Annotated in this window: 23 protein-coding genes; 12 read left to right on the forward strand and 11 right to left on the reverse strand. The window is 39.2% G+C overall.

Annotated features, from left to right (window positions below; all coding sequences use genetic code 11):
- Window positions 1-79 precede the first annotated feature (79 nt).
- A complete protein-coding gene (locus H5161_RS16365; protein ID WP_002959537.1) occupies window positions 80-712 on the forward strand; it encodes an OmpA family protein in 633 nt (210 codons plus the stop codon).
- Here the strand turns inward: H5161_RS16365 and H5161_RS16370 are convergent, their stop codons facing one another.
- Window positions 713-2,491 carry an ABC transporter transmembrane domain-containing protein gene (locus H5161_RS16370; RefSeq protein WP_182769682.1) on the reverse strand — a complete coding sequence of 593 codons (1,779 nt, stop codon included), beginning with the start codon at window positions 2,489-2,491 and terminating at the stop codon, window positions 713-715.
- Between the two features lie 89 nt (window positions 2,492-2,580).
- On the opposite strand from H5161_RS16370, the gene H5161_RS16375 reads away from it, so the two are divergent.
- The 5 genes from H5161_RS16375 (at window position 2,581) to H5161_RS16395 (ending at window position 4,848) form a co-directional block, all read left to right on the forward strand.
- Window positions 2,581-2,979 (forward strand): DUF3224 domain-containing protein, encoded by a 399-nt coding sequence (locus H5161_RS16375; protein ID WP_182712836.1) that lies wholly within the window; start codon window positions 2,581-2,583, stop codon window positions 2,977-2,979.
- Window positions 2,980-2,996: 17 nt separating this feature from the next.
- A complete protein-coding gene (locus H5161_RS16380; protein WP_024599480.1) occupies window positions 2,997-3,179 on the forward strand; it encodes a hypothetical protein in 183 nt (60 codons plus the stop codon).
- Window positions 3,180-3,797, forward strand: coding sequence for a LysE family translocator (locus tag H5161_RS16385; protein ID WP_182769683.1), 618 nt, complete (start codon window positions 3,180-3,182; stop codon window positions 3,795-3,797).
- Window positions 3,798-3,863: 66 nt separating this feature from the next.
- Window positions 3,864-4,409 carry a PH domain-containing protein gene (locus H5161_RS16390; RefSeq protein WP_182716547.1) on the forward strand — a complete coding sequence of 182 codons (546 nt, stop codon included), beginning with the start codon at window positions 3,864-3,866 and terminating at the stop codon, window positions 4,407-4,409.
- A 37-nt stretch (window positions 4,410-4,446) separates the two neighbouring features.
- Window positions 4,447-4,848: a DUF1801 domain-containing protein gene (locus H5161_RS16395; RefSeq protein ID WP_182716546.1), complete on the forward strand. Its 402-nt coding sequence runs from the start codon at window positions 4,447-4,449 to the stop codon at window positions 4,846-4,848.
- A 15-nt stretch (window positions 4,849-4,863) separates the two neighbouring features.
- On the opposite strand, the gene H5161_RS16400 is transcribed toward H5161_RS16395, so the two are convergent.
- Window positions 4,864-5,208, reverse strand: a complete 345-nt coding sequence (locus H5161_RS16400) for a rhodanese-like domain-containing protein (RefSeq protein ID WP_002959525.1) — start codon at window positions 5,206-5,208, stop codon at window positions 4,864-4,866.
- Between the two features lie 285 nt (window positions 5,209-5,493).
- On the opposite strand from H5161_RS16400, the gene H5161_RS16405 reads away from it, so the two are divergent.
- A complete protein-coding gene (locus H5161_RS16405; RefSeq protein WP_010554926.1) occupies window positions 5,494-5,802 on the forward strand; it encodes a helix-turn-helix transcriptional regulator in 309 nt (102 codons plus the stop codon).
- Here H5161_RS16405 and H5161_RS16410 read toward each other — a convergent pair.
- Complete coding sequence (locus tag H5161_RS16410; protein ID WP_024604482.1) at window positions 5,795-6,472, reverse strand: nitroreductase family protein; 678 nt, start codon at window positions 6,470-6,472, stop codon at window positions 5,795-5,797. The two genes, H5161_RS16405 and H5161_RS16410, sit on opposite strands and share 8 nt — an antisense overlap.
- Before the next feature lie 187 nt (window positions 6,473-6,659).
- Here H5161_RS16410 and H5161_RS16415 point away from each other — a divergent pair, with 187 nt between their 5' ends.
- The 4 genes from H5161_RS16415 to H5161_RS16430 all read left to right on the forward strand — a co-directional run bounded on the left by H5161_RS16415 (window position 6,660) and on the right by H5161_RS16430 (window position 11,950).
- Window positions 6,660-7,541: an ABC transporter ATP-binding protein gene (locus tag H5161_RS16415; protein WP_002959519.1), complete on the forward strand. Its 882-nt coding sequence runs from the start codon at window positions 6,660-6,662 to the stop codon at window positions 7,539-7,541.
- Between the two features lie 9 nt (window positions 7,542-7,550).
- Window positions 7,551-11,129, forward strand: a complete 3,579-nt coding sequence (locus H5161_RS16420) for a M1 family aminopeptidase (RefSeq protein ID WP_182769684.1) — start codon at window positions 7,551-7,553, stop codon at window positions 11,127-11,129.
- Between the two features lie 183 nt (window positions 11,130-11,312).
- On the forward strand, window positions 11,313-11,624 hold the full coding sequence (locus H5161_RS16425; protein WP_182693249.1) for a Bor family protein: 312 nt from the start codon (window positions 11,313-11,315) through the stop codon (window positions 11,622-11,624).
- Entirely contained in the window at window positions 11,621-11,950 is a 330-nt protein-coding gene (locus H5161_RS16430) for a Bor/Iss family lipoprotein (RefSeq protein WP_182693250.1), read from the forward strand. Before H5161_RS16425 ends, H5161_RS16430 begins: the two co-directional genes overlap by 4 nt.
- Before the next feature lie 13 nt (window positions 11,951-11,963).
- Here H5161_RS16430 and H5161_RS16435 read toward each other — a convergent pair whose 3' ends face one another.
- The 8 genes from H5161_RS16435 to H5161_RS16470 form a co-directional block, all read right to left on the reverse strand.
- Entirely contained in the window at window positions 11,964-13,202 is a 1,239-nt protein-coding gene (locus H5161_RS16435; RefSeq protein WP_039490486.1) for an ABC transporter permease, read from the reverse strand.
- Window positions 13,195-13,902, reverse strand: a complete 708-nt coding sequence (locus tag H5161_RS16440) for an ABC transporter ATP-binding protein (RefSeq protein ID WP_024594267.1) — start codon at window positions 13,900-13,902, stop codon at window positions 13,195-13,197. Before H5161_RS16440 ends, H5161_RS16435 begins: the two co-directional genes overlap by 8 nt.
- On the reverse strand, window positions 13,902-15,068 hold the full coding sequence (locus tag H5161_RS16445) for an efflux RND transporter periplasmic adaptor subunit (RefSeq protein WP_182693252.1): 1,167 nt from the start codon (window positions 15,066-15,068) through the stop codon (window positions 13,902-13,904). The genes H5161_RS16440 and H5161_RS16445 overlap by 1 nt, the downstream gene beginning before the upstream one ends.
- Before the next feature lie 55 nt (window positions 15,069-15,123).
- Window positions 15,124-15,837, reverse strand: a complete 714-nt coding sequence (locus tag H5161_RS16450; RefSeq protein WP_182720094.1) for a YIP1 family protein — start codon at window positions 15,835-15,837, stop codon at window positions 15,124-15,126.
- Between the two features lie 192 nt (window positions 15,838-16,029).
- Window positions 16,030-16,716: a TorF family putative porin gene (locus tag H5161_RS16455; protein WP_182693254.1), complete on the reverse strand. Its 687-nt coding sequence runs from the start codon at window positions 16,714-16,716 to the stop codon at window positions 16,030-16,032.
- Between the two features lie 276 nt (window positions 16,717-16,992).
- Window positions 16,993-18,156 (reverse strand): hypothetical protein, encoded by a 1,164-nt coding sequence (locus tag H5161_RS16460; protein WP_182712843.1) that lies wholly within the window; start codon window positions 18,154-18,156, stop codon window positions 16,993-16,995.
- Window positions 18,157-18,311: 155 nt separating this feature from the next.
- Window positions 18,312-18,512: a helix-turn-helix transcriptional regulator gene (locus tag H5161_RS16465; RefSeq protein ID WP_002959505.1), complete on the reverse strand. Its 201-nt coding sequence runs from the start codon at window positions 18,510-18,512 to the stop codon at window positions 18,312-18,314.
- Window positions 18,513-18,520: 8 nt separating this feature from the next.
- Complete coding sequence (locus H5161_RS16470) at window positions 18,521-18,904, reverse strand: hypothetical protein (RefSeq protein WP_259398713.1); 384 nt, start codon at window positions 18,902-18,904, stop codon at window positions 18,521-18,523.
- Between the two features lie 268 nt (window positions 18,905-19,172).
- Between H5161_RS16470 and H5161_RS16475 the strand changes: the two genes are divergently transcribed.
- A complete protein-coding gene (locus H5161_RS16475; RefSeq protein WP_182712844.1) occupies window positions 19,173-21,143 on the forward strand; it encodes an AsmA family protein in 1,971 nt (656 codons plus the stop codon).
- The last annotated feature ends 155 nt before the right edge of the window (window positions 21,144-21,298 follow it).

Here is a 21,298-nt window from a genome sequence, read left to right on the forward strand (position 1 = left end):
CTTTTAACACTCTCTTCATAGTTTGTTCATACATGTATTTGCATACTCTTGCTAAATTCTTAATGAATAGGGTATCACCATGACTTTAACTAAATCACTTTTAAGCGTAACCGTAGTAGCTGTATTACTTTCTGGTTGTGAAATGAATAACACCGGCAAAGGTGCGGCTATTGGCGCAGCAGCGGGTGGCGTATTAGGTAAAGCAACAAGTAACCATAAAGATAAGCGTATTTTTATAGGCGCTGCGATCGGCGCACTAGCTGGCGCTGCAGTGGGTAACTACATGGATAAGCAAGAAGAAGCATTTCGTGATGAACTTGCAGGCTCTGGTGTTGAAGTTGTACGTGAAGGCGATAACTTGCGTTTAGTTATGCCATCTAATATTACGTTTGCGACCGACCAATCTTATATTTCGTCTGGCTTTAACGATACCTTAGATGCTATTGCTAAAGTGATGAACAAATACGAAAAAACGTACCTAAGTATTGAAGGCCACACAGATAGCACAGGTAAAGACAGCTACAACATGAACCTATCGCGTGAACGTGCTCAAAGCGTTAAAAACTACTTAGTGAACCAGCAGATTATGGCTGAGCGTGTAAGTACTATGGGTTATGGCGAAACACGTCCAATTGCGACTAACGATAGTGCAAATGGCCGTGCTCAAAACCGCCGTGTAGAAATTCAAATAGTGCCAAACACAGAAGAATAATTAGTCTTTATTAAACTGTAATTCACACAGTTTTTGATACAACGGGTTACTTGCTACTAATTCTTGGTGGGTACCCGTTGCTATAATCTCTCCATTTTCCATTACCACAATCACATCGGCATGTTTAACCGTTGCTAGTCTATGGGCAATAATAAGCGTGGTGCGGTTTTGCATTAAATGCTCAAGCGCTGCTTGTACATGGTGCTCACTTTGAGCATCGAGTGCGCTGGTGGCTTCATCAAGAAGGAGTATTTCAGGGTCTTTTAAAATAGCGCGTGCCAGTACAATACGCTGCTTTTGCCCACCCGATAACCTCACACCTTGCTCACCTAAAAAACTGTTATAACCTTGCGGTAATTGTTTAATAAATTCATCTGCATGAGCATGTTTTGCAGCGGCATATACTTGCTCGTCACTTGCATTTGGGTTGCCGTAGCGAATGTTATGCATTACATCGGAGCTAAATAAAATAGGGTTTTGCGCTACCATACCCATTTTACCTCTGAGGGTATTAAGCGATAATTCTTTAATGTTTATATCTTTAAATTTAATGGATCCACTAGCCGGATCGTAAAAGCGCTGTAGCAATTCAAACAAGGTTGTTTTACCTGCACCAGAAGGGCCAACAATAGCCACAGTTTGGCCTTGAAGTATATTTAGACTTATTTTATTAAGTGCGCTTACGTCTGGGCGAGAAGGGTAGTTAAAGCTTATATTCTCAAGCGTAATAGCAGGGCTGTTACTATTTTTTAGTAAGTTACTATCTTGTGGGTTTAGTGGGTTTTCTATCTCACTTTTAACAGCAAGTAACTCAAGTAATCTTGCAGCTGCGCCTGCTGCGCGTTGTAGTTCGCCATATACTTCAGCAACGGTTGCCACCGACATTGCCACCATAATAGCGTAAAACACAAAGGCTCCTAGCTCACCGCCAGTCATGGTACCTGCTAATACGTCGCTGCCGCCGACCCACAGCATTGCGCTAATAGCACTAAAAGTTAAAAATATTACCGCTGCAATTAAAAACGAGCGTTGTTTAATGCGGCTTTTAGCCACATTAAAGGCTTTTTCGGTTTCAAGTGCAAAAGCGTGCTGCTCTTGCTCTTCGTGGCTATAACTTTGCACAACTTTAATATTTTGAATGATCTCGCCGGCGTAGGTGCTTATGTCGGCAATGGCATCTTGGCTAGAGCTTGCGAGTTTGCGTACCTTGCGACCAAATACCATCATGGGTACAAGTACCAGCGGTACACAGGCTACAACCACTAAGGTAAGTTTTAAATTAGTAAACAGCAGCATAGCAAGCCCACCAACCAGCATAAGTACACTGCGAAGCGCCATAGAAAATGATGAACCAATAATTGATTGCAGTAATGTTGTGTCGGTTGTTAAACGCGACATAAGCTCGCCACTGCGGTTTTCTTCAAAGTAGCTTGGGTGCAAAGTAACAATGCGATTAAACACGGCTTTGCGAATATCGTTACTGACTCGCTCGCCAATCCACGACATTAAATAAAAGCGGCTAAAGGTGCCTACAGCCAATAAACTAATTAAACCAATAAGCACCAATACAGCTTGTTGTAGCTGATCTTTAGAGCCAGCTATAAAGCCATGATCTATGACAAACTTAACCCCTTGACCTAATGATAAGTTAACACCAGCGGTGACTAAAAGGGCAGCAAGCGCCGCCACTACCATCCATTTATACGGTTTAATAAACGCAAAAATAGGTAATAAACTACTAAAAGCGGCTTTTTCGGGCTTAGGGCTTGTTTTTGACATAGTGGATTCTTTTTAAAGGTTAAGGTATAGATATGGCACTAAGATAATAAAAATCAATACTATTAAATATTAGCCAATAAGGAAACGTTATGACTACTGCAACCGTAAGTGGAGAATTTAATGTAAATCTAGCCCCAATTGAAGGTTACGCAAGCGGCCAAAACGGCGTTAATTTAGGGCGTATGTCGATAGATAAAACATTTAAAGGTAGCTTAAATGCCACCAGCCAAGGCGAAATGCTAAGCGCCATGACACCCACACAAGGCAGTGCCGGTTATGTTGCCATAGAGCAAGTAATAGGCGAGCTTGACGGCAAAAAAGGCAGTTTTGTACTGCAGCATTTTGGCACTATGGATAAAGGCCAAGACAGCCTAATTTTAAATGTAATTCCCGATTCAGGCACTCATGAGCTAGAAGGGTTAACGGGCAGTATGAAAATACGTATTGAGCAAGGGATTCATTACTACGATTTTGAATACACCTTATAAGATACACAAGGATTAAAATGCAAAAAGTAATCGAATTTAGAAAGACCCGTTTTTTGGGTGGGGTAGATATAGTCGCACTGAATGACCGCATACAGGAATTAAACCAAGATGGCTGGAAAGTAATAAACGCAGTGCCATTGACAGGCTTTTATGGCCAAGTGCATGGTTATACTTTGTTTATTGAAACTGACGAGCTTTAAATGACATTTACAGTATGGTTAAGCCTAGCGGCTATTTGTATGATGGGCGCAATGTCGCCAGGACCAAGTTTAGCGGTGGTTTTAAAGCACTCACTTAACGGCAGTACGAAAAACGGTATGCTTGCCGCGCTCAGTCATGGTACTGGCGTTGGCTTGTATGCTGGTGCATCGTTATTAGGGTTAGGCGCTTTAATGACGCAGTTTCCAACTGTTTATCAAATACTCGTGTATTTAGGCGCAGCCTATTTGGCGTATTTAGGTATAAAAATATTGCTAGCAAAACCCAGCAATAACGAACTTGAAGTACAAAAAAGTGAGGTAAGTGCAGCTAAAGCATTACAAGATGGTTTTGCCATTGCTTTTTTAAACCCCAAGCTCGCTATTTTCTTTTTAGCCTTGTTCTCACAGTTTATTGACCCTCAGCTACTTACTTTAAGTGTGGGCATAATTATGTGTTTAACCGTGTTTGTAATTGATACCGGTTGGTACTTGCTGGTGGCGTTACTGACAGAGGTTTCAAAAAACCGCTTTGGATTTACCAAGCAAAACCCGTGGCTTGATAAAATACTGGGTGTTGTGTTTATTGCTCTTGCGATAAAAGTTGTTATTAGCTTGTAAGATTGAGTAGAGATTATTGAAGCTTGCAGAGTGTATTTTTAGTTATATAGATAAAGGATTAAAACAATGACAAAACATATTTTAAAAAGTGCATCTTTCGACCCGAAGGTTCAGCAATACTGGATGCTAATGGCCGCTTTTTTTAGTGTACTAGCGCTGGTGACTATTCCGTTGTTACCCATTGTCTTGGCGATTGTATGGCTAGTGGGCGGGCGAATACTCGCAGCTATGTCTGCTGACTTATTACCACAAAAATTGGTAGTTAAACGTGGCATATTATTTAAAGAAGAAAAATCTATTCCGCTTGAAAAAATAACAGATGTAGGGTTAAGCCAAGGGCCGCTCATGCGAATTTTTGGATTATATCGTTTAAGCTTTGAAACAGCTGGGCAGTCAGGAAATGGTGCTTTAGTGTCTTTGCTTGGTGTAGTTAATGCGAGTGAGTTTAGAGAGGCGATACTTGAGCAAAAAGATGTATTGGCAAACCAAGGTAAAGCGTCGCAGCAGGCAACAGAGCAAAGTGAGAAAGAGCTACTGAGATCACTTACTTATAGTGTTAAAAATATTGAGCAGATGCTACTTGTTTTACTTGATGAAAGGCAGCAAAAGTAGCCTGTTTTAAAATTGTAAAGCTTATAAGGGTATTTTTATGAATACGGAAATAGAAAATATATTTAATAATTATCCTGAGATAGCAAAAAGTAAGCTTATAAAATTACGAGAGTTAATTTATACCGTAGCACAAGAGCAAAACTTAGGAGCTGTTGAAGAGTCTTTAAAGTGGGGAGAGCCAAGTTATAACACAATAAATGGCAGCCCCATTCGCGTAGGCTTTAAGGGCTCCTCGTGTTATTTGTTTTTTCATTGCCAATCAAAGCTAGTAAGCCCATTTAGAGAGTTGTATTCCCACACTCTCACTTTCGAAGGTAACCGGGCAATTGTATTAAATAGTGAAAAGCCATTACCAGAATACCCAGTTAAAGAGCGTATTAAATTAGCACTGACTTATCACAAAGTTAAACGCCTACCTTTACTAGGCGCATCATTATAAGTATTCAGTTGATGTTTAAAACACACTACATATTTGGTTTGCGTCACAGGTAATAACGGTTACGTTTTCATAACCCACACGCGTTAACGCTTCTGCTCCCAACGTTGCGCGCGCACCACTTGCGCAGTGCACGTAAATAGGGCGAGCTGCGTCTTTTTCTATTTCCATCAGTTTCATCTCGAGTAATCCACGCGGAATATTTATAGCGCCAGTAGCTGCTTTTGTAGCGTGCTCTGCAGGTTCTCGTACATCAATAAGTAAACCCTTATTTTGTTCAAGTTCGAGTTTCGCTTGCGCTGCGTCAATACGGCGTTGGTTAGGTGTGATAATTTTTAGTAAATCAGGGATTGATGTAAGCATTAGTTTGTAAATCCTCTTTTTCTTAAAAAAGACATTAATGAGTGCTACTTGGTATAAGTAGGTTAATTGAGTTAATACTTATAAATAACGTTAAAAACTGAAAGTTACTTTATATAAAGTAACTTAATAGTGCGGATACTGCTACAGCACTTCCGCCGATTAATAAAACGGCATCGTTAATTTTGTGATTACCTTAATATTAGTAAAGTCTAATGTTAATTATATTAGAACCTACTAATGTAAAAGTCTATACTTAAAAAGGTATCAAAAAGAGAAATAATAAAAATGAATATTGAACAACTAGCTGTCAACGCAGAGCAAGCCGAGCAGTTTTTAAAATTAATGGCTAACAAAAATCGCTTAATGATTTTATGTAGTTTATTACAAGGTGAGCAAAGTGTAGGTGAGCTAAATAAAAATGTACCTTTAGCACAGTCAGCGTTATCTCAGCATTTAGCAAGTTTACGCAAGGCGGATATGGTTGCTACTCGCAGAGAAGGGCACACTATTTATTACTCATTGACCGATCCAAAAGTTGAGTCGATCATTGCTTTGCTATACGAGTGGTTTTGCCGACAAGAAAATACTAAATAAACGTAGCTATTTCATCGAGTGATTTTTTATCCAGTGCATGAGCAGGTATTGTTGCATCATCACTTGGGTAGCCTGTAATAAGTAGCATGTATGGGCGTTCGTTATCTTTATCGCGATTACATATGTCGGTTAAAAAACTCATTGGCTTTGGAGTATGAGTAAGGGTTGCTAAACCACTGCGGTGCAAAGCTTGAATTAAAAAGCCGGTAGCTAAGCCAACAGACTCATGCACATAATAATTCGTATTTTTATCATCGCTGCTTACGCCGCCCTTTTTTTGACTAAATACAGCTATAAGCCAAGGTGCATGCTCTAAATAAGGTTTATTGGCGTCGGTACCTAACGGTTTTAGCGCATCTAACCATTCTTCACCTGCTCTGCCTTCGTAAAAAGAACGCTCTAATTTTTCTGCGGCTTCTCTTATTTGTTTTTTTACATCGCTACTGTTTATAGCCACAAAATGCCAAGGCTGATGATTCGCTCCACTTGGCGCTGTGCCAGCTGCTTTTATACATGCTTCAATAATATTTTTTGGTACTGGGCGATCGCTAAAGCTGCGAATGCTATGGCGGCGTTGGCTGGTTTGTAAAAACTCGTTAGCACGATTTAGCATTTCTTCATGTGGATATTCTATAAAGTCATTTAACGGCTGGCTTTGGTGATCTTGCATGGCTTTTCGTTTCTTATAAAAAGTATATGTGGTTTTTATACCGAGTGAATACAGTGCAGGCAAGTGTTATGAGTTTAAATTATGTTTATTTGTTGTTACAAATTTAACCAGCAAGTAACTTATGTTCCTATTTTCCTTGTGGTATAAAACATTATAAAAATAATTACTCATATTCAAGGAAGTAAAAATGCTATCAATAACAGGGTTATCTAAAACCTACGATAATGGCGTACATGCACTACAAGGTGTTGATTTATCTATCGGCAAAGGGATGTTTGGATTACTTGGGCCAAATGGCGCAGGTAAATCATCGCTAATGCGTACCATTGCAACACTGCAGTCGGCTGATTCGGGTTCAATCACTTTTGATGGTATTGATGTTTTTAAAGACCCACAGGCTCTGCGCCAACGTTTGGGTTATCTACCGCAAGATTTTGGTGTGTACCCGCGTGTTAGTGCTTACGACTTACTGGACCATATGGCTGTTTTAAAGGGAATTCATAATAAAGCAGAGCGTAAAGAGTCGGTTGAAGGATTACTTGCACATACTAATTTATATCAACATCGCTCAAAAGCGGTAAGTGGCTTTTCGGGCGGTATGCGCCAGCGTTTTGGTATTGCACAAGCCTTACTAGGCGACCCCGACTTACTTATCGTTGATGAACCTACCGCAGGGCTAGATCCTGAAGAGCGAAATCGCTTTCATAACTTGTTAGTAAGCTTAGGCGAGCAAAAAGTCGTTATATTATCGACCCACATTGTTGAAGATGTAGCAGAGCTTTGCCCAAACATGGCGGTGCTGGCAGGCGGTAAAATACTATTAGAGGGCAATCCAATTGCCCTTACCGATAAACTCCAAGGCCAAATTTGGCGCAAAGCCATGAGCCAAGAAGAAGCGCTAGAGCTTGAACCGCAGCTGCCTGTTATTTCAAAACGCTTATTTGCTGGGCAAACCATATTACATGTATTAGCCAATGAAGCCCCTGAAGGTTTTGAGCTCAGCAGTGCAAACCTAGAAGATGTGTATTTTTCTACGTTGCTTAATCATCGTAACAGCCAAGTAGCATAAGGGGGCGCTATGTTTTTTAATATGCTAGCATTTGAGCTGCGCTATTTTATGCGTCAGCCTTCGTTTTATGTGACCTCATTAATATTCTTTTTTATGGCGTTTTTTATAAGCTCCAGTAGTAAGTTTCCGTTAGGTGGGGCTAATGTTCATATGAACTCGCCTTATACCATTATGGTTTTAACGGTTACCTTTTGTACGCTTGCTATGTTTTTAGTGGTTAACTTTGTTGCAAGCTCAGCGATTCGCAACAGCGAGACCAAAATGGATGAGCTGGTGTTTAGTAAGCCCGTTAACCCGCTTGCTTATCAATCAGGGCGTTTTTTTGGTTCTTACTTAGTTGTACTTATTGTGTTTTTAAGCGTGCCACTAGGCGTATTTTTGGGATCTCAATTTGGCTTGTTGGTTGGCTGGCTCGATAGCGAGCTAGTAGGCCCCAATAAGTTTATATATTACGCAGCGCCTTTTTTATATTTAGCAGTGCCAAGCTTATTGGTCCTCAGTGCTATTTTTAATAGTGTGGCGGTCTATTTTAAAACCATGATGGCGGTATATGTAACGGCCGTGGTGGTTTATATAACCTACCAATTGGCGAGTATCTATTTTGACGATTTAGCGTTTAGAAATATTGTTGTTTACGCAGACCCATTTGGCACAGGGTCGTTAATTGACTTAACCCGTTACTGGACTGTAAGTGATAAAAATACTGAAGTGTTAACGCTTTCGGGCGATTTTTTAATTAACCGTATTTTATGGGTAGCAATAAGTTTAGCGATGTTTTTTGGCCTCGGAAAGTTAGGTAATCGCGTAGTCACTAAAAAACAGAAAAAGCAATTTGCTGTCTCAACGTTTGTAAAAAACAAACAAGCAGCACTTATTAGCAGCGCTAAAAATTACAAGTCAAAAGGGGTAAATACGAAATCGCAATTAGTAATGCGCAGCTTATTTGAACTTAAGCAAGTTATATTAAGTGCCCCTTTTATGATTTTAGCGGGTGTCAGTATTACTATGTTACTCGCACCACTTTTTGCACCTATTGGCGCATATGGCACAACGGATTGGCCGCTCACACAAAACATGGTGGGCATTATTCAAAACTCCTCCGCTTTGTTTATGTTTATCATTATTGCTTATTACAGCGCAGAGCTGGTTTGGCGAGAACGCCAAAGTGGTATGGGTGATATTGTTGACAGTTTCCCGGTGCATAACAGTGTGTTTTGGGTATCTAAAATTATTGCGTTAATCACTGCAGTTTGTGGCCTTTATTTAGTAGGCATGATGTTTACCATTGCAGTGCAGCTATTTAAGGGGCAATTTAACCTAGAGCTTGGTCAGTACTTATTTAGGTTGGGTTACCTTACATTACTGCCTTTAATTATGATGGCTATATTGGCGTTCTTTTTACAAATAATTAGCCCTAATAAATACATAGGTATGGGTTTATTTATTCTGTATTACATTGCTCAAATGGTAATGGGTGCTTACGGGTTTGAGCATCATATGTATCATTTTTCTCAAAGCAGTAGCGTACCGTATTCTGATATAAATGGTTATGGACATTTTTTACAAGGCGCGCATTGGTATACCCTATATTGGGGGGCATTGAGTGTGTTTTTAGCTATTGTAGGGTTTGCTTTATGGCATCGCGGCCCGTCGCAATCATTGCGTACTCGTTTATCTTTAGTGCGTTACAACATGTCTTTAAAAGGCCAGATTGCAGCCGTTATAAGTTTATTGGTATTTGTGGGCGCGGGTTATAACATTTATTACAACACCCGTGTAATCAACGAGTTTGTAACAAGTGATGATAACGAAGCGCTACAAGTAAGGTATGAGCAAGAGTTTTCACAATACAAAGACTTGCCACTGCCTATAATAACTGATGTTGACTTACACATTGATATTTATCCTAAAAAGCGTGCTTTAAATGCCGTGGCTAAAATTAAGTTTACCAATACCGCAAACGAGCCAATAACCCGTGTGTTAATCAACGAGCCTAGCCAATCTAAAAGCTGGGATGTAAAAATGGCGGGCGGAAAAATAGTAGAGCGTTTAACCGATTTTGGCATGGTATGGTTTGAGTTTGAACAACCGCTAATGCCCAATGAAGTACGAGAAGGCGAGCTCTCAGTTTCTCGTGAACACGACGGTTTTGTTGATAGAAGATCTGATACTCAACTCGTGCACAACGGTACATTTGTAAATAATGGAGAATTATTACCAAATTTTGGTTATCAAAAGTATTTTCAAATTGCCGATAAGTATGAGCGCCGCAAGCACGATTTACCTGAACTTGAGCGCGCACATAAACTAGAAGACAGCCGCTATTATACGCAAAATGAGTTTGGGCCTGCTAATGGCTTTATAAACTACAAGGCAACCGTAACCACCGATGAGTCACAATTTGCGATTACTCCAGGTTACTTAAAAAGTGAGAGTGTAAAAGACGGGCGCCGTACTTTTGTTTATGAAATGGATGCTCCAATTATAAACTTTTACTCTGTGCTTTCGGCAGAGCTTGAAAGTAAAAAGGTTGAGCATAACGGTGTAAATATTGAGGTGTACTACCACAAAGATCATGCATGGAATGTTGACCGCATGATTGAGTCAGTTCAAGACTCAATAGATTACTACACACAAGCCTTTGGCCCGTATCAGCATAGACAGCTTCGTATTATTGAATTTCCTAAGTATCGCTCGTTTGCGCAAAGTTTTGCCAATACGGTACCTTACTCAGAAAGTATGGGCTTTATTACAGACCTAAGAGATGAGAGTAAAGTTGACCTACCTTACTATGTAACCGCACATGAAGTTGCGCACCAATGGTGGGGGCATCAAGTATCAGGGGCTAATGTAGAGGGCAGTGCTGTTATTTCTGAAACACTTTCCCAGTACAGTGCGCTTATGGTGCTAAAAAAACGCTTTGGCGCCGAGAAACTTCGTAAATTCTTAAAGTACGAGTTAGATAAATACTTAATGGGCCGTACTGGCGAAGCCTTTGAAGAAATGCCACTATATAAAACGCAGGCTCAACAATACCTTCATTACAATAAAGGCTCAGTTGCGATGATGGCGATTTATGATCGTTTAGGTGAAGTACGCTTAAATGCAGCACTTAAAGCGTTTTTGAATGAGTTTAAATATCAATCAACGCCATATCCAACCACACTTGATTTACTTAGTTATTTAAAGCGAGATGCAACACAAGCTGAACAACGTTTTATTGATGATCAGTTTAAATATATAACGCTTTATGAGCTTGAAATGAAAGAAGTGTCGGTTACTGATGATGTTGATGGCGAAGGTTTTTATACAGTAACACTGAGCGTTGAAGCAACTAAGCAGCATGCCGATGGACAAGGTGAAGAAACTGAGCAGCCGCTCGATGAGCTAATTGATATTGCATTATTTAGCGACGACCCTGAAAACTTACTCGCTGAAGACTTTGTTATTTACTCGCAAAAGCATCAAATAGTATCTGGTACCAATACTATTGAGCTAAAAGTAAAAGAAAAACCATTATTTGCAGGGGTTGATCCTTACATTAAGCTGGTCGACAAAGACAGTAAAAACAACTTAGCTAAGTTTTAAAGTCTATTTATTTACTAACTACTTAAACTGACTACTTTAAAGGCCGCATTTATGCGGCCTTTATGTGTAATAAACTGTATAAAACTTCATAGCGTTTCTACATATTCCCCACAGCTTTTTACGCTAATATTTTATGTTCTCTTATAAAGTTACCTTACTGGTATTTAGTTTATAAGGAAGAGTATGAAACCATTAATTATAGGGGCGATAGCATTAAGCCTCAGTGCTTGTTCTGCGGTAACCATTCAGCCACGGGCAACAGCAAAAATAACGAGCCAAGCTAATTACGAAGATAGCCGCCCATTTTATTTATGGGGATTAGTGGGTGAGCAGCGGGTAGACGTAAAACAAATATGTTCAAATACACCGGTTATTCAAATGCAGTCACAGCAAACGTTTAGTGATGGAGCGCTGAGTTTAATTACGCTTGGAATATACTCGCCTCATACCATTAAAGTGTGGTGCCAAGAGCAAGTACTAGGGGAGGCATTATGAGCATCAAGCTATTTGCAGCCGGTTGCACACTGATTATTTTAACGGGGTGTACAAATATTTACTTTGATAACGGTATGCAGAGCAAAGTAAGCAATAAGACGCTAAAAAGTTCACAGTGGCATCATAATTTTGCACTTGCGTTGTACGAGGGATCAGAGCCGTTAGATTTAACAAAACATTGCCCACAAGGGGATTGGCAAAGCGTTCATACGTATAAATCGTTTACTAATGGTTTAGCTGAGGTGGTTGTGAATCAAATTGGCCCAGCTTGGTACCCTAAAACAGTAGAAGTACAATGTAATAAGGTACCATTTAAAGCTAAATAATTATTTAAAATAGTTATTCGTAACGCAGTGCATCTATAGGGTTTAGTCTTGCTGCTTTAATAGCAGGGGCTAAACCAAATATAATCCCAATCATTGATGTAAATCCGAACGATAGTATTACAGCCCATACTGGTATATATGCATCAGGCATACTTGGGACTAAAAACGAAATAAGCCCTGCGGCGCCATATCCTATAATGAGTCCTATTAAGCCACCAAAAAGTGAAAGCACAACGGCTTCAACTAAAAACTGCAACATAATAAAACCAGGTGTTGCGCCTAGTGCTTTTAATGTACCAATAACACGTGTGCGTTCAGTTACCGACACTAGCATTATGTTCATAACACCAATACCGCCAACAAGTAAGCTAATGCCAACAATACCAGCAGTAATAGCAGTAGCACTGCTGGTAAATTTATCTATTTGGGCACGAGATTTTTCAGCGGTTTCAAATTCAAAGTCGTTTTCATCTTTCTCTTTTAGTTTATGCAGTTGGCGCAATACACGAGTTATTTTTGCAAGCACTTGTTCTTCGTTAGTACCTTCATTTAACCTAAACATAATTTGCACATTAGTTTGTGTACTTCCGCCTTCTAAAGCACTCATGGTACTAATTGGAATATTAATGTAATCGTCTTGGTCAAAACCAAATAAGCTACCTTGTTTTTCAGCAACGCCAATAATTCTAAACCATTCACCACCTAGCTTTATATATTCACCTACTGGGTTTTCAGGAAGGTTTAGCTTTTCTATGATTGAAGGGCCGATAAATGCGACTCTTCTTCGTTTATCATCGTCCTCAGCACGAATAAAACGACCAAGTTCAGGATAAGTACGATACGCTTTTTGATAGTCTTGCTCGGTACCGATAACACGCGATGAATGGCTTTTATTTCCATACTCAGCTCCCCCCGAAAAGCGCCAGGTAAACATTAGGGCAGTTAGCGTTTCAGCTTCTTTTATACGCGACTTTAAAGCTAAAAAATCGTCGTAGGTAAGCTTGGCATTTTTACCAACCATTTCGAGTTCAATACTGGTGTAAGGCTTTATTGTTGTTACATCTGGCGACATATCAGCAAGTTGATCGTTTATTTGCTTTGTAAAACCCTGCATTACTGCAACGACAGTAACTACGGCGGCAACACCAATAATAATACCCAAACAGGTCAGTGCGCTGCGCATTGCATTAGCTTTAATAGCTGAAAAAGCGGCCTTAGTGCCTTCCATTATCGCAAGAGCTGATTTAAACATGCTGCTTGATTCCTTCATCTTTAGTTACATCACTTACCACTTTACCGTCCACTAAACGAATCACGCGTTGGCAATGATCGGCAATTTCTTGCTCATGTGTTACTAAAATAATAGTGTGACCTTCGTTATGCAGCTCATCAAACAAATCCATAATTTCGCGGGTCGTTTTACTATCAAGATTACCTGTGGGTTCATCTCCTAATAATATATGTGGTTTTGTGACTAAAGCGCGGGCAATAGCAACACGTTGACGTTGCCCGCCCGATAGCTGGCTAGATAAATGATTAACTTTATCACCGAGACCTACCCGCTTTAGTGCTTCTAGAGCTTGTTGCTTGCGCTGTTTGCTAGGGATAAAGCGATATACTAAAGGCTGCATTACATTTTCTAGTGCGGTTGCACGTGGTATTAAGTTAAAGCTTTGAAATATAAACCCGACACTTTCATTACGCTGATGAGCAAGCTCTGTCTCGGTCATACTTTTTACTAGTTTATCTTTTAAGTAGTATTCGCCACTGCTGGGTGTATCTAAACAGCCTAATAAGTTCATCAAGGTCGACTTGCCTGAACCAGAAGGTCCTATAATCGCCACGTATTCGTTTTGCATTATATGTACGTTTACATCATCAAGTGCCTTAAATACCTCTGAGCCCATTTTGTATTGTTTATTAATATGCTCTAGCTTGATTACCGCAGACATTAGGCTTCTTCCTTGTCTGCATCTGATTTAAGTTTTACCACATCACCTTCAGTCAGAAGACTTACTGGGCGCGCAGGGCCAATAACTATTTTGTCGCCCTCATTTAAGCCGTCAGTAATGGCTTGCTCTATATCAGATGATATTCCAACAGTTACGGCGATTTTGCTAACGGTGTTATCACTATTTAGTCGCCATACAAATGTTTTATCGTCTTCTTTTTGGATTGCTTCTATTGGAAGTTTTAAACCGTTTTCGGCAATGCTTGTTGCGATCTCTGCTCTACAACTCATTCCTGCATATAGCTGGCGCTCAGTAGTGTCGAGTAATACTTTTACTTTAAACGATAAACCTTGAGAGCCGGCTTGGTTTTTAGCTGAAGTACCAATATTGATTACTGTGCCACTAAATGGTTTATTAGGGTATGCAGCCGCATAAATATTCGCTTTTTGGTTAAGCTTAATACTCGCAATGTCGGTTTCATCCACACGTAGCTCGGCTAAAATAGCACTTGGGTCGGCTACTAGCATTAAATCAGAGCCAATAATATTAGTAGTACCGGCTATAACGGTTTCACCTTCTTTAATATTTACAGATGCAAGCAAGCCGCTCATTGGAGCTCTAAATACACTTTTACTTAAGCGATCTTGCGCAATTTGTAGTGACGCTTGTGCTTGGTTGTAAGACTCTATTCGTGATTCAATATCGATTTTAGCTAGATCGCGTGCGCTTTCAATATTCTCGTAGCTCTCTTGATTACCTAAACCGACATCATATAAGTCTTTTTGTCTTTTAAGTTGGCGCTCTAGGTTAGCAAGGCGTGTTTTATTGTGTTTAATTTCAATTTCTGTGGCGCGAAGGATTGCTTTACTACGGGAAACTTCTGATTCAAAAGCAGTTGTATCAAGGCGCATTAACATATCGCCTTGTTTAACTCCTTGGCCTTCTTGAACAAATATTTTATCTACTCGGCCTGTCACTTCAGAGCGTAATTGCACTTGTGTATTAAAAACTAAATTACCTGAAGCCATTATTGAGTCAGCAATGTCGCCAAGCTCTACTTGAGCAATATTTACTTCGGCTTGTTTTTCATCGCCAGAAATTTGCTTTGACACAATTAGGGCTATAAATGCGCCTACAGCGAGTGTGATGATTATTGCTTTTTTCATTTTATCTATCCGTGAATTAAGTAATGTGGAGCTAGTATCTACCTCCACTTAAGAGTTAACTTGCTGCAATGATTGCCCAAATACCAAAAATAATAATTGAAGGAAGAGCAGAGAATAGGAGTGCTTTGTTAGTTGAAAAATTAGTCCAGCATTTTAAGCCGATCATTCCCAGCGCAATGCTCCAAAAGCTAAATAAGTTTATTGATTCTAATAAGCTATAAAAAGGATGGCCAATTTCAAGTCCTATTATTAATTGGTTAATAGATGCGTAGCTATATACGGCTTGTTGAGATATTTGATCTGTACTTGCACTTAGTACAAGAGCAATTGTTCCTAGGCTTGAAATAACAACTGGCATCATTGTCCAGGTAGCGAATCCATACCAAGCTCCGTAGCTATGTTCTGATTCAGGATCTTGTTTAGCCACAAGCATATAATAAAGTGCCATTAATGCATTCATGATAGCCAGCGCAATTACGCCGCCAAACAAACCAAACCATATTTGGCCTTCTGCATTTTGCTCTATACTTTGGCGAATCATTTTTTGCTCGCCAATCGTCGCATCAATAGTTGATGCTGCTACTTGCTCATTAATCAAAAACTGCATATCAACAGTGGAATAAAAAATATAAATACTCGCCATTGAAACTAAAGACATGACTATAAAAGCAAGCCATGACCAACCTTTGGCGTGTTCAACACCATTGAAAGCTTTACTAGGACTTATATAAATATCGAGTAGGGCGCTAAACGCGTTAGGTGATTTCATTATTATTCCTTTATACCTATTTTATGGCTAGGCAGTTATAAATGCCCAGTGACTAGGTAATAGAATAAAGGAAAATGTATGTATTGTTTTCATTCAATTGTAACGTTTTGTTAACAGGTGTGAGGGGTCTTGTTCAAAAACGAGAAAAGGGCCAAAAGGCCCTTCGTGTCGCAGCAAGTAACACATTCTTTCTTATAAATTAAAGTCTACAGAATAAGCAACGTAAGCTTTAATATCTGAGTCATCCATATCTGTATCAGATAAACCAAAAGTGAAACCATCTTTCGAAATTGATACACCGTAATCTAAGATATTATCATCGCCAATAAAGTCACCAGAGTAGTGGCCTAAGTGAAGTGCCATTTCAGTGCCGTTACTGCCAATAGCAAAACCGTAGTCAGCTGTCAGGTAAAGTGAATCACCAAAGTCTGTACCATCACCACTTGCAGCTGATGTTGCAAGTACTGAAGCACCAAATGTAAAGCCTTCAACACTGATGCTACCGTAAATTTCAGAGAAATCTGCGTCAGCTTCAGAAGCTGCATCTGGGTAAGCGTAATAAATATAGCCAACATCATAGCTAACGCTTTCGTTAATGTCGCCACCAAAGCCTGCATATAAATCAAGCTCATAGGTCATTTCATCTGCCCACGATGCATTTGAAGCCCAAGTACCTGCATAAAAGCCCGATTCATTAGCGTAATCAATACCGCCTGAAATAGCTGCATCGCCCCCAGTTTGCTCTTGACCACGCCATAAGTAGTTTGATGTTGCCGCTGCATTTGCTGTTACTTCAGCATGTACGGCTGTTGACGTTAAAGATGTTGCGCCCATTAATGCTATAGCACTTATAGCGATGGTTTTTTTTAGTTTTAGCATGTCCATTTCCCGTTATATGATTTTTGCTCGCCAAGGTTTTTATTATGTATTCGGAACCTTTAGGCTGACGGCTTTTTATTGTTTAACTAACGAGATAATTGCACTGTATGTGCCAGCTTCATTATTTTTTATTAAAAATTATTTTTATACATTAAAAACATGAGCTTGTATTTTATAGATTGAGAAGAGAGATGGTATGTAGGAAGATGTTGCGCACACTGCTGGTGCATAAATTAACCTAGCCGCACCATAAAAGTACGGCTAAATTAGAAGTTTTTAGCCAAATATAGTGCGCATAAGGCTAATTGTTTCGTTTACACTACGACCTTTTTGAACTTCACTCACAATTGAATCGCGCTTACTGCGAATGTGCTCAGGAATATCGTCAGCAGCAAGTGCGCGGTCTACTAAAATTTCTGCAGACTCTTTACCTCTACGCTGAGTTTTACCTGTCGTAGTTGTAGTTCGTTTAGGCTTACTTAACAGTTTGATGTAGTTAGAGTTATCTGGTGTTTTTGCATCAGCATAGTGAAAGAAACATGGGATTAGTGCTTTAATAGCAACTAATTGTGCTTCTAACTCATTACTAGGTTTAGCCATTTTGTACCATGACATAGCTTGAATACCTTTTACAATATCTTGCCAGTAACGCTCAAAATCACTATTTTTTAGTTTAGAAACACCAAGGGCACCGCATAATGCATCTAATCGATTGTTTGTGATCGGAGTAAATATATCAGGGCGACGCATTGCAAGCAGTCGTGTTGCAGGCGCAAGTGTTGGTTTTTCATTATTGTCGGTGAATATTTTTGAATAAGCAGCAACAAATTGTTGATATTCGTATTGAGTAATGTCACCTTCAAGTGGAATATTTACTAGTGCATCGTCAAAGGCACCTGGTAAATCGCCAAGCATTTGATGAAAGCTCTTCGCACTTTTTGTTGATGCAAACCATTCAACGTCAAAGTTGTATGTGCTTGGATCAAGTGATGCCATGTGCTTACCGCTAAACGCAAGTAAGTCTTCAGGAATCATATCTTTAAGAGATTGTTCACGAATGCTCTTAATGTAGTCTACTAAGCGAAGCTGTTCATCAAGAGCAATAACGTCTTTGTGTTGTTCTACAAATACACTTACTACAGGCCACGGAGCAATACGTAAAGTTTTAACCTGTAAAAAGCTGATAGCTGAAATAAGCTGATCGTGTAGCTTCTTAAGTACTGGTAATTGCTGCGGCTCTAGTAAATCGTAGTTCATACGATCTCTGCTTGCACTTAGCAATTCGTAACACCAAGGTAAAAAATCATCAGGGTGGTTTTCTACTTTCACGGCCATAAGGTTAAGGCTTAATTCTGAAGATTGCTTCAGAATGTTCTGATAGATTTGATTTTCTTGTTCGCCTAGCGTCATTTTTGACGGTGAAATTAGCAGTTTTTTCATGCCTTGTAGAATCTCCGGTTTAGATATATATTTTTTTGCTGGTCTATTTTAGCGCAATTACGCTAATAACAACAGCGCTGTCCTCCATACGTTGTAATTGAAGTAGCTAAATCGGTGTTTTTGCTAATAGAATGAGACTAACGCTTTAACATGTATCAATCATTTTTATCTAGTACAAAGAGACTTTCAACTGAGGTATTAAAATGCTTTGCTATTTTTAGAGCAATTATTACCGAAGGGGTAAATCGTGCCGTCTCTACTGTACTAATAGTCTTACGTGAAACCGCAATTAGATCAGCCAAGTCTTGTTGAGAAAGGCCTGCTTCTTTGCGGTATTTTGCAATTTTATTTTGCACTTTTGCTCCTAATCTTTGCTTTGCCAAAGAATTGATACGCCGTATATTAAACTCATTATAGCAAGGTAAAATGTAGCCATCATGCTGTGAGATACTTCTAAAGCAAGAGTATCGGAGAGTAAGTACACGCCACCCATACTAAAAAGTAAGCCAAGCACGACATGTTTATAGGCAATAGTGTCGATGGTATTTAAATACTCATCTTTATATGTAAGGTGGTATTTCATTCTCCATGTAAACCCGCCTCTGATCACAAACATAAAGAATGAACCTAAAAAAGCAGCAGTTCCTAAAAACAATAGTGGGGCTGATGTTTGATTAAGCATTGGGTAAACACTAATGATTAATAAAGTGACCCCCATGAATAATGAAAACCATGCATTTTGGCCCATAAATTTTTCTTCACTTTTAATATCTTAATTAGACATAGCTCATTTCCTTTTAAAATTTTTACAATATGTAACCTGTAGGTATCAATGTAACCTTAAGGTTTCATTGGGTCAATATTTATTTGTAACCTAAAGGTATCAAAATGTTTCAGGGGCGATTCAGGATGGGAATGTAATATCTAATAAAAAGCTTTTTTATCAGAACGACAATGATTTTAAGGCTAACACTCGCTATGATAAGAACATTATTTGCACGTTTGAAAGGACGATCATGAAAACCTTACTTAAAATTGTAGGTGTAATACTTTTACTATGTATAGCACTAATTGTTGCCGCACCGTTTTTAATCCCTACTGATACTATTTTTAACAAAGTTTCAGAACAGGTAGAACAAACAACTGGGCGCACTCTTACTATTAAAGGTGATAAAACACTTAGCGTATTCCCTGCATTAAAGTTAGAACTTAACGACGTGCATTTTGCAAATATGGAATCAGGTTCGCGCGCCGATATGGCGAGTATGAAACAGCTTGCTGTACACATACCTTGGTTTTCATTATTTGGTGGTGAGTTTAAATTAGATAAGTTTGTGATAAACGAACCAAATATCCTATTAGAAACCGACAAAAATGGTAAAGCCAATTGGCAGTTGTTTGACGCAGTTGCAGAGCAACCAAAAGAGCAGAGCCAATCAGGTGAAGCGATAAAGCTTCCAGATAACTTTGATATTGAGTTAGGTGAGGTTGCTATTTATGGCGGCACATTTACTTATCTAGACGGTCAAACAGGTGCCAAACAACAAATTAGCGATTTAGAACTCGCTATTTTACTTCCTTCACTTCGTAAAACATTAGAAGTAAAAGGGGGTATTACTTATATGCAAGAGCGTTTTGATCTTGATATAAAATTAGATACTCCTGCTAAAGCAATTGAAGGTGCTACTTTTAATGTTAAACAAACCTTAGATTCTCGTTTAGTTGATTTAACGTTCGAAGGGAGCATAGCTAAGCAAGGCCAAGATATTAAGGGTCAGTTAGCACTAAGCGGTGAGTCTGTTAAAAGTATTGCGAAATGGCAAGGTGTAGAGCTAGACGCTAAAGACAATGCATTTAACGGATTTAGTGTAAACGGTAAAATGCACCTACTAGGTGAGAAATTTAATCTAGAAGATTTAGTTGCGACGTTAGACGCATTAGAAATAAAAGGTAAGAGCGAGCTTAACCTAGGTAAGCGTTTAGCAGTAAATGCTGATATTGATTTAGGTATGCTTGACTTAAACCCGTATCTACCTGAAGCAGTGGCAAAACAAGAAGAGCCAGAAGAGCAAGAAGATAAACCTGCAGAGCCAATAGTATGGGATGACACTAAAATTGATTTAAGTGCATTAAATTCACTAGATGCAAATGTAGTGATTCGTTCAAGTGGATTAAAAGCAAATGATATTAAATTAGGCGCAAATCAATTTACTGTTACTTTAAAAAATAGCGTTGCAAAACTAAGCCTAGATAGCTTTTCTGCTTATGAAGGGTCAGGTAAAGGCGTTATCAATGTAAACGCACAGCAAGTACCTTATAAAATATCAACTAACTTTGACTTAGCTGGAATAGATGCACAGCCTTTATTAACGGATGCGGCAGGTTTTGACAAGCTAATGGGTAAGGGGTCTTTAAATTGGAACCTAAGCACAACTGGCCAAAGTCAAAAGTCGTTTATTGGTGCGCTTAATGGAAAGCTTGGATTTGAGTTTGCTGATGGAGCTGTAAAAGGTGCAAATATAGCTGAGATGGTTCGTAAAGGTAAGGAACTCATTTCAGGTAACTTTGGTGCTGCATCTGAAGGGCTTGATACCGGATTTGAAGAATCTGAGCAAACAGATTTTTCAGCATTAACTGGAAGTTTTAACTTTACTAATGGCGTTGGCAAAAATACCGACCTATCACTTATCAGCCCACTTATTAGAATATCAGGTGAAGGCGACGTTGATTTACCGCAAACAACGGTCAACTATCGTTTGGTTACAGGTATAGTTGGATCTATCGAAGGTCAGGGAACTACCGATGACAGCACTGGCTTTAAAATACCACTACGTATAAAAGGGCCTTTCCACGATGTAGGTATAAAGCTAGATGTTGGTGATGCGCTCAAAGATGAAGCTAAGCAGAAGGTCGATGAGGCAAAAGAAAAAGCCAAAGACAAAGCAAAAGATAAAATTAAAGATAAATTAAAAGGTTTATTTGGTTAATTTATTACACTTTAAACAAACAAGGCACATTACAGGTGCCTTGTTTGTTTTGTAACCACCTGTAAAATAGCTACATAGCCGTAATTACTCAGCTTTAATTTCCCATCACTCCAAATTAATTAAAAAATAACCTATCGCTACCCCCTCAATGCTGG

The organism is Pseudoalteromonas sp. SG43-5 (assembly GCF_014164345.1).
Classification (GTDB): Bacteria; Pseudomonadota; Gammaproteobacteria; order Enterobacterales; family Alteromonadaceae; genus Pseudoalteromonas; species Pseudoalteromonas distincta.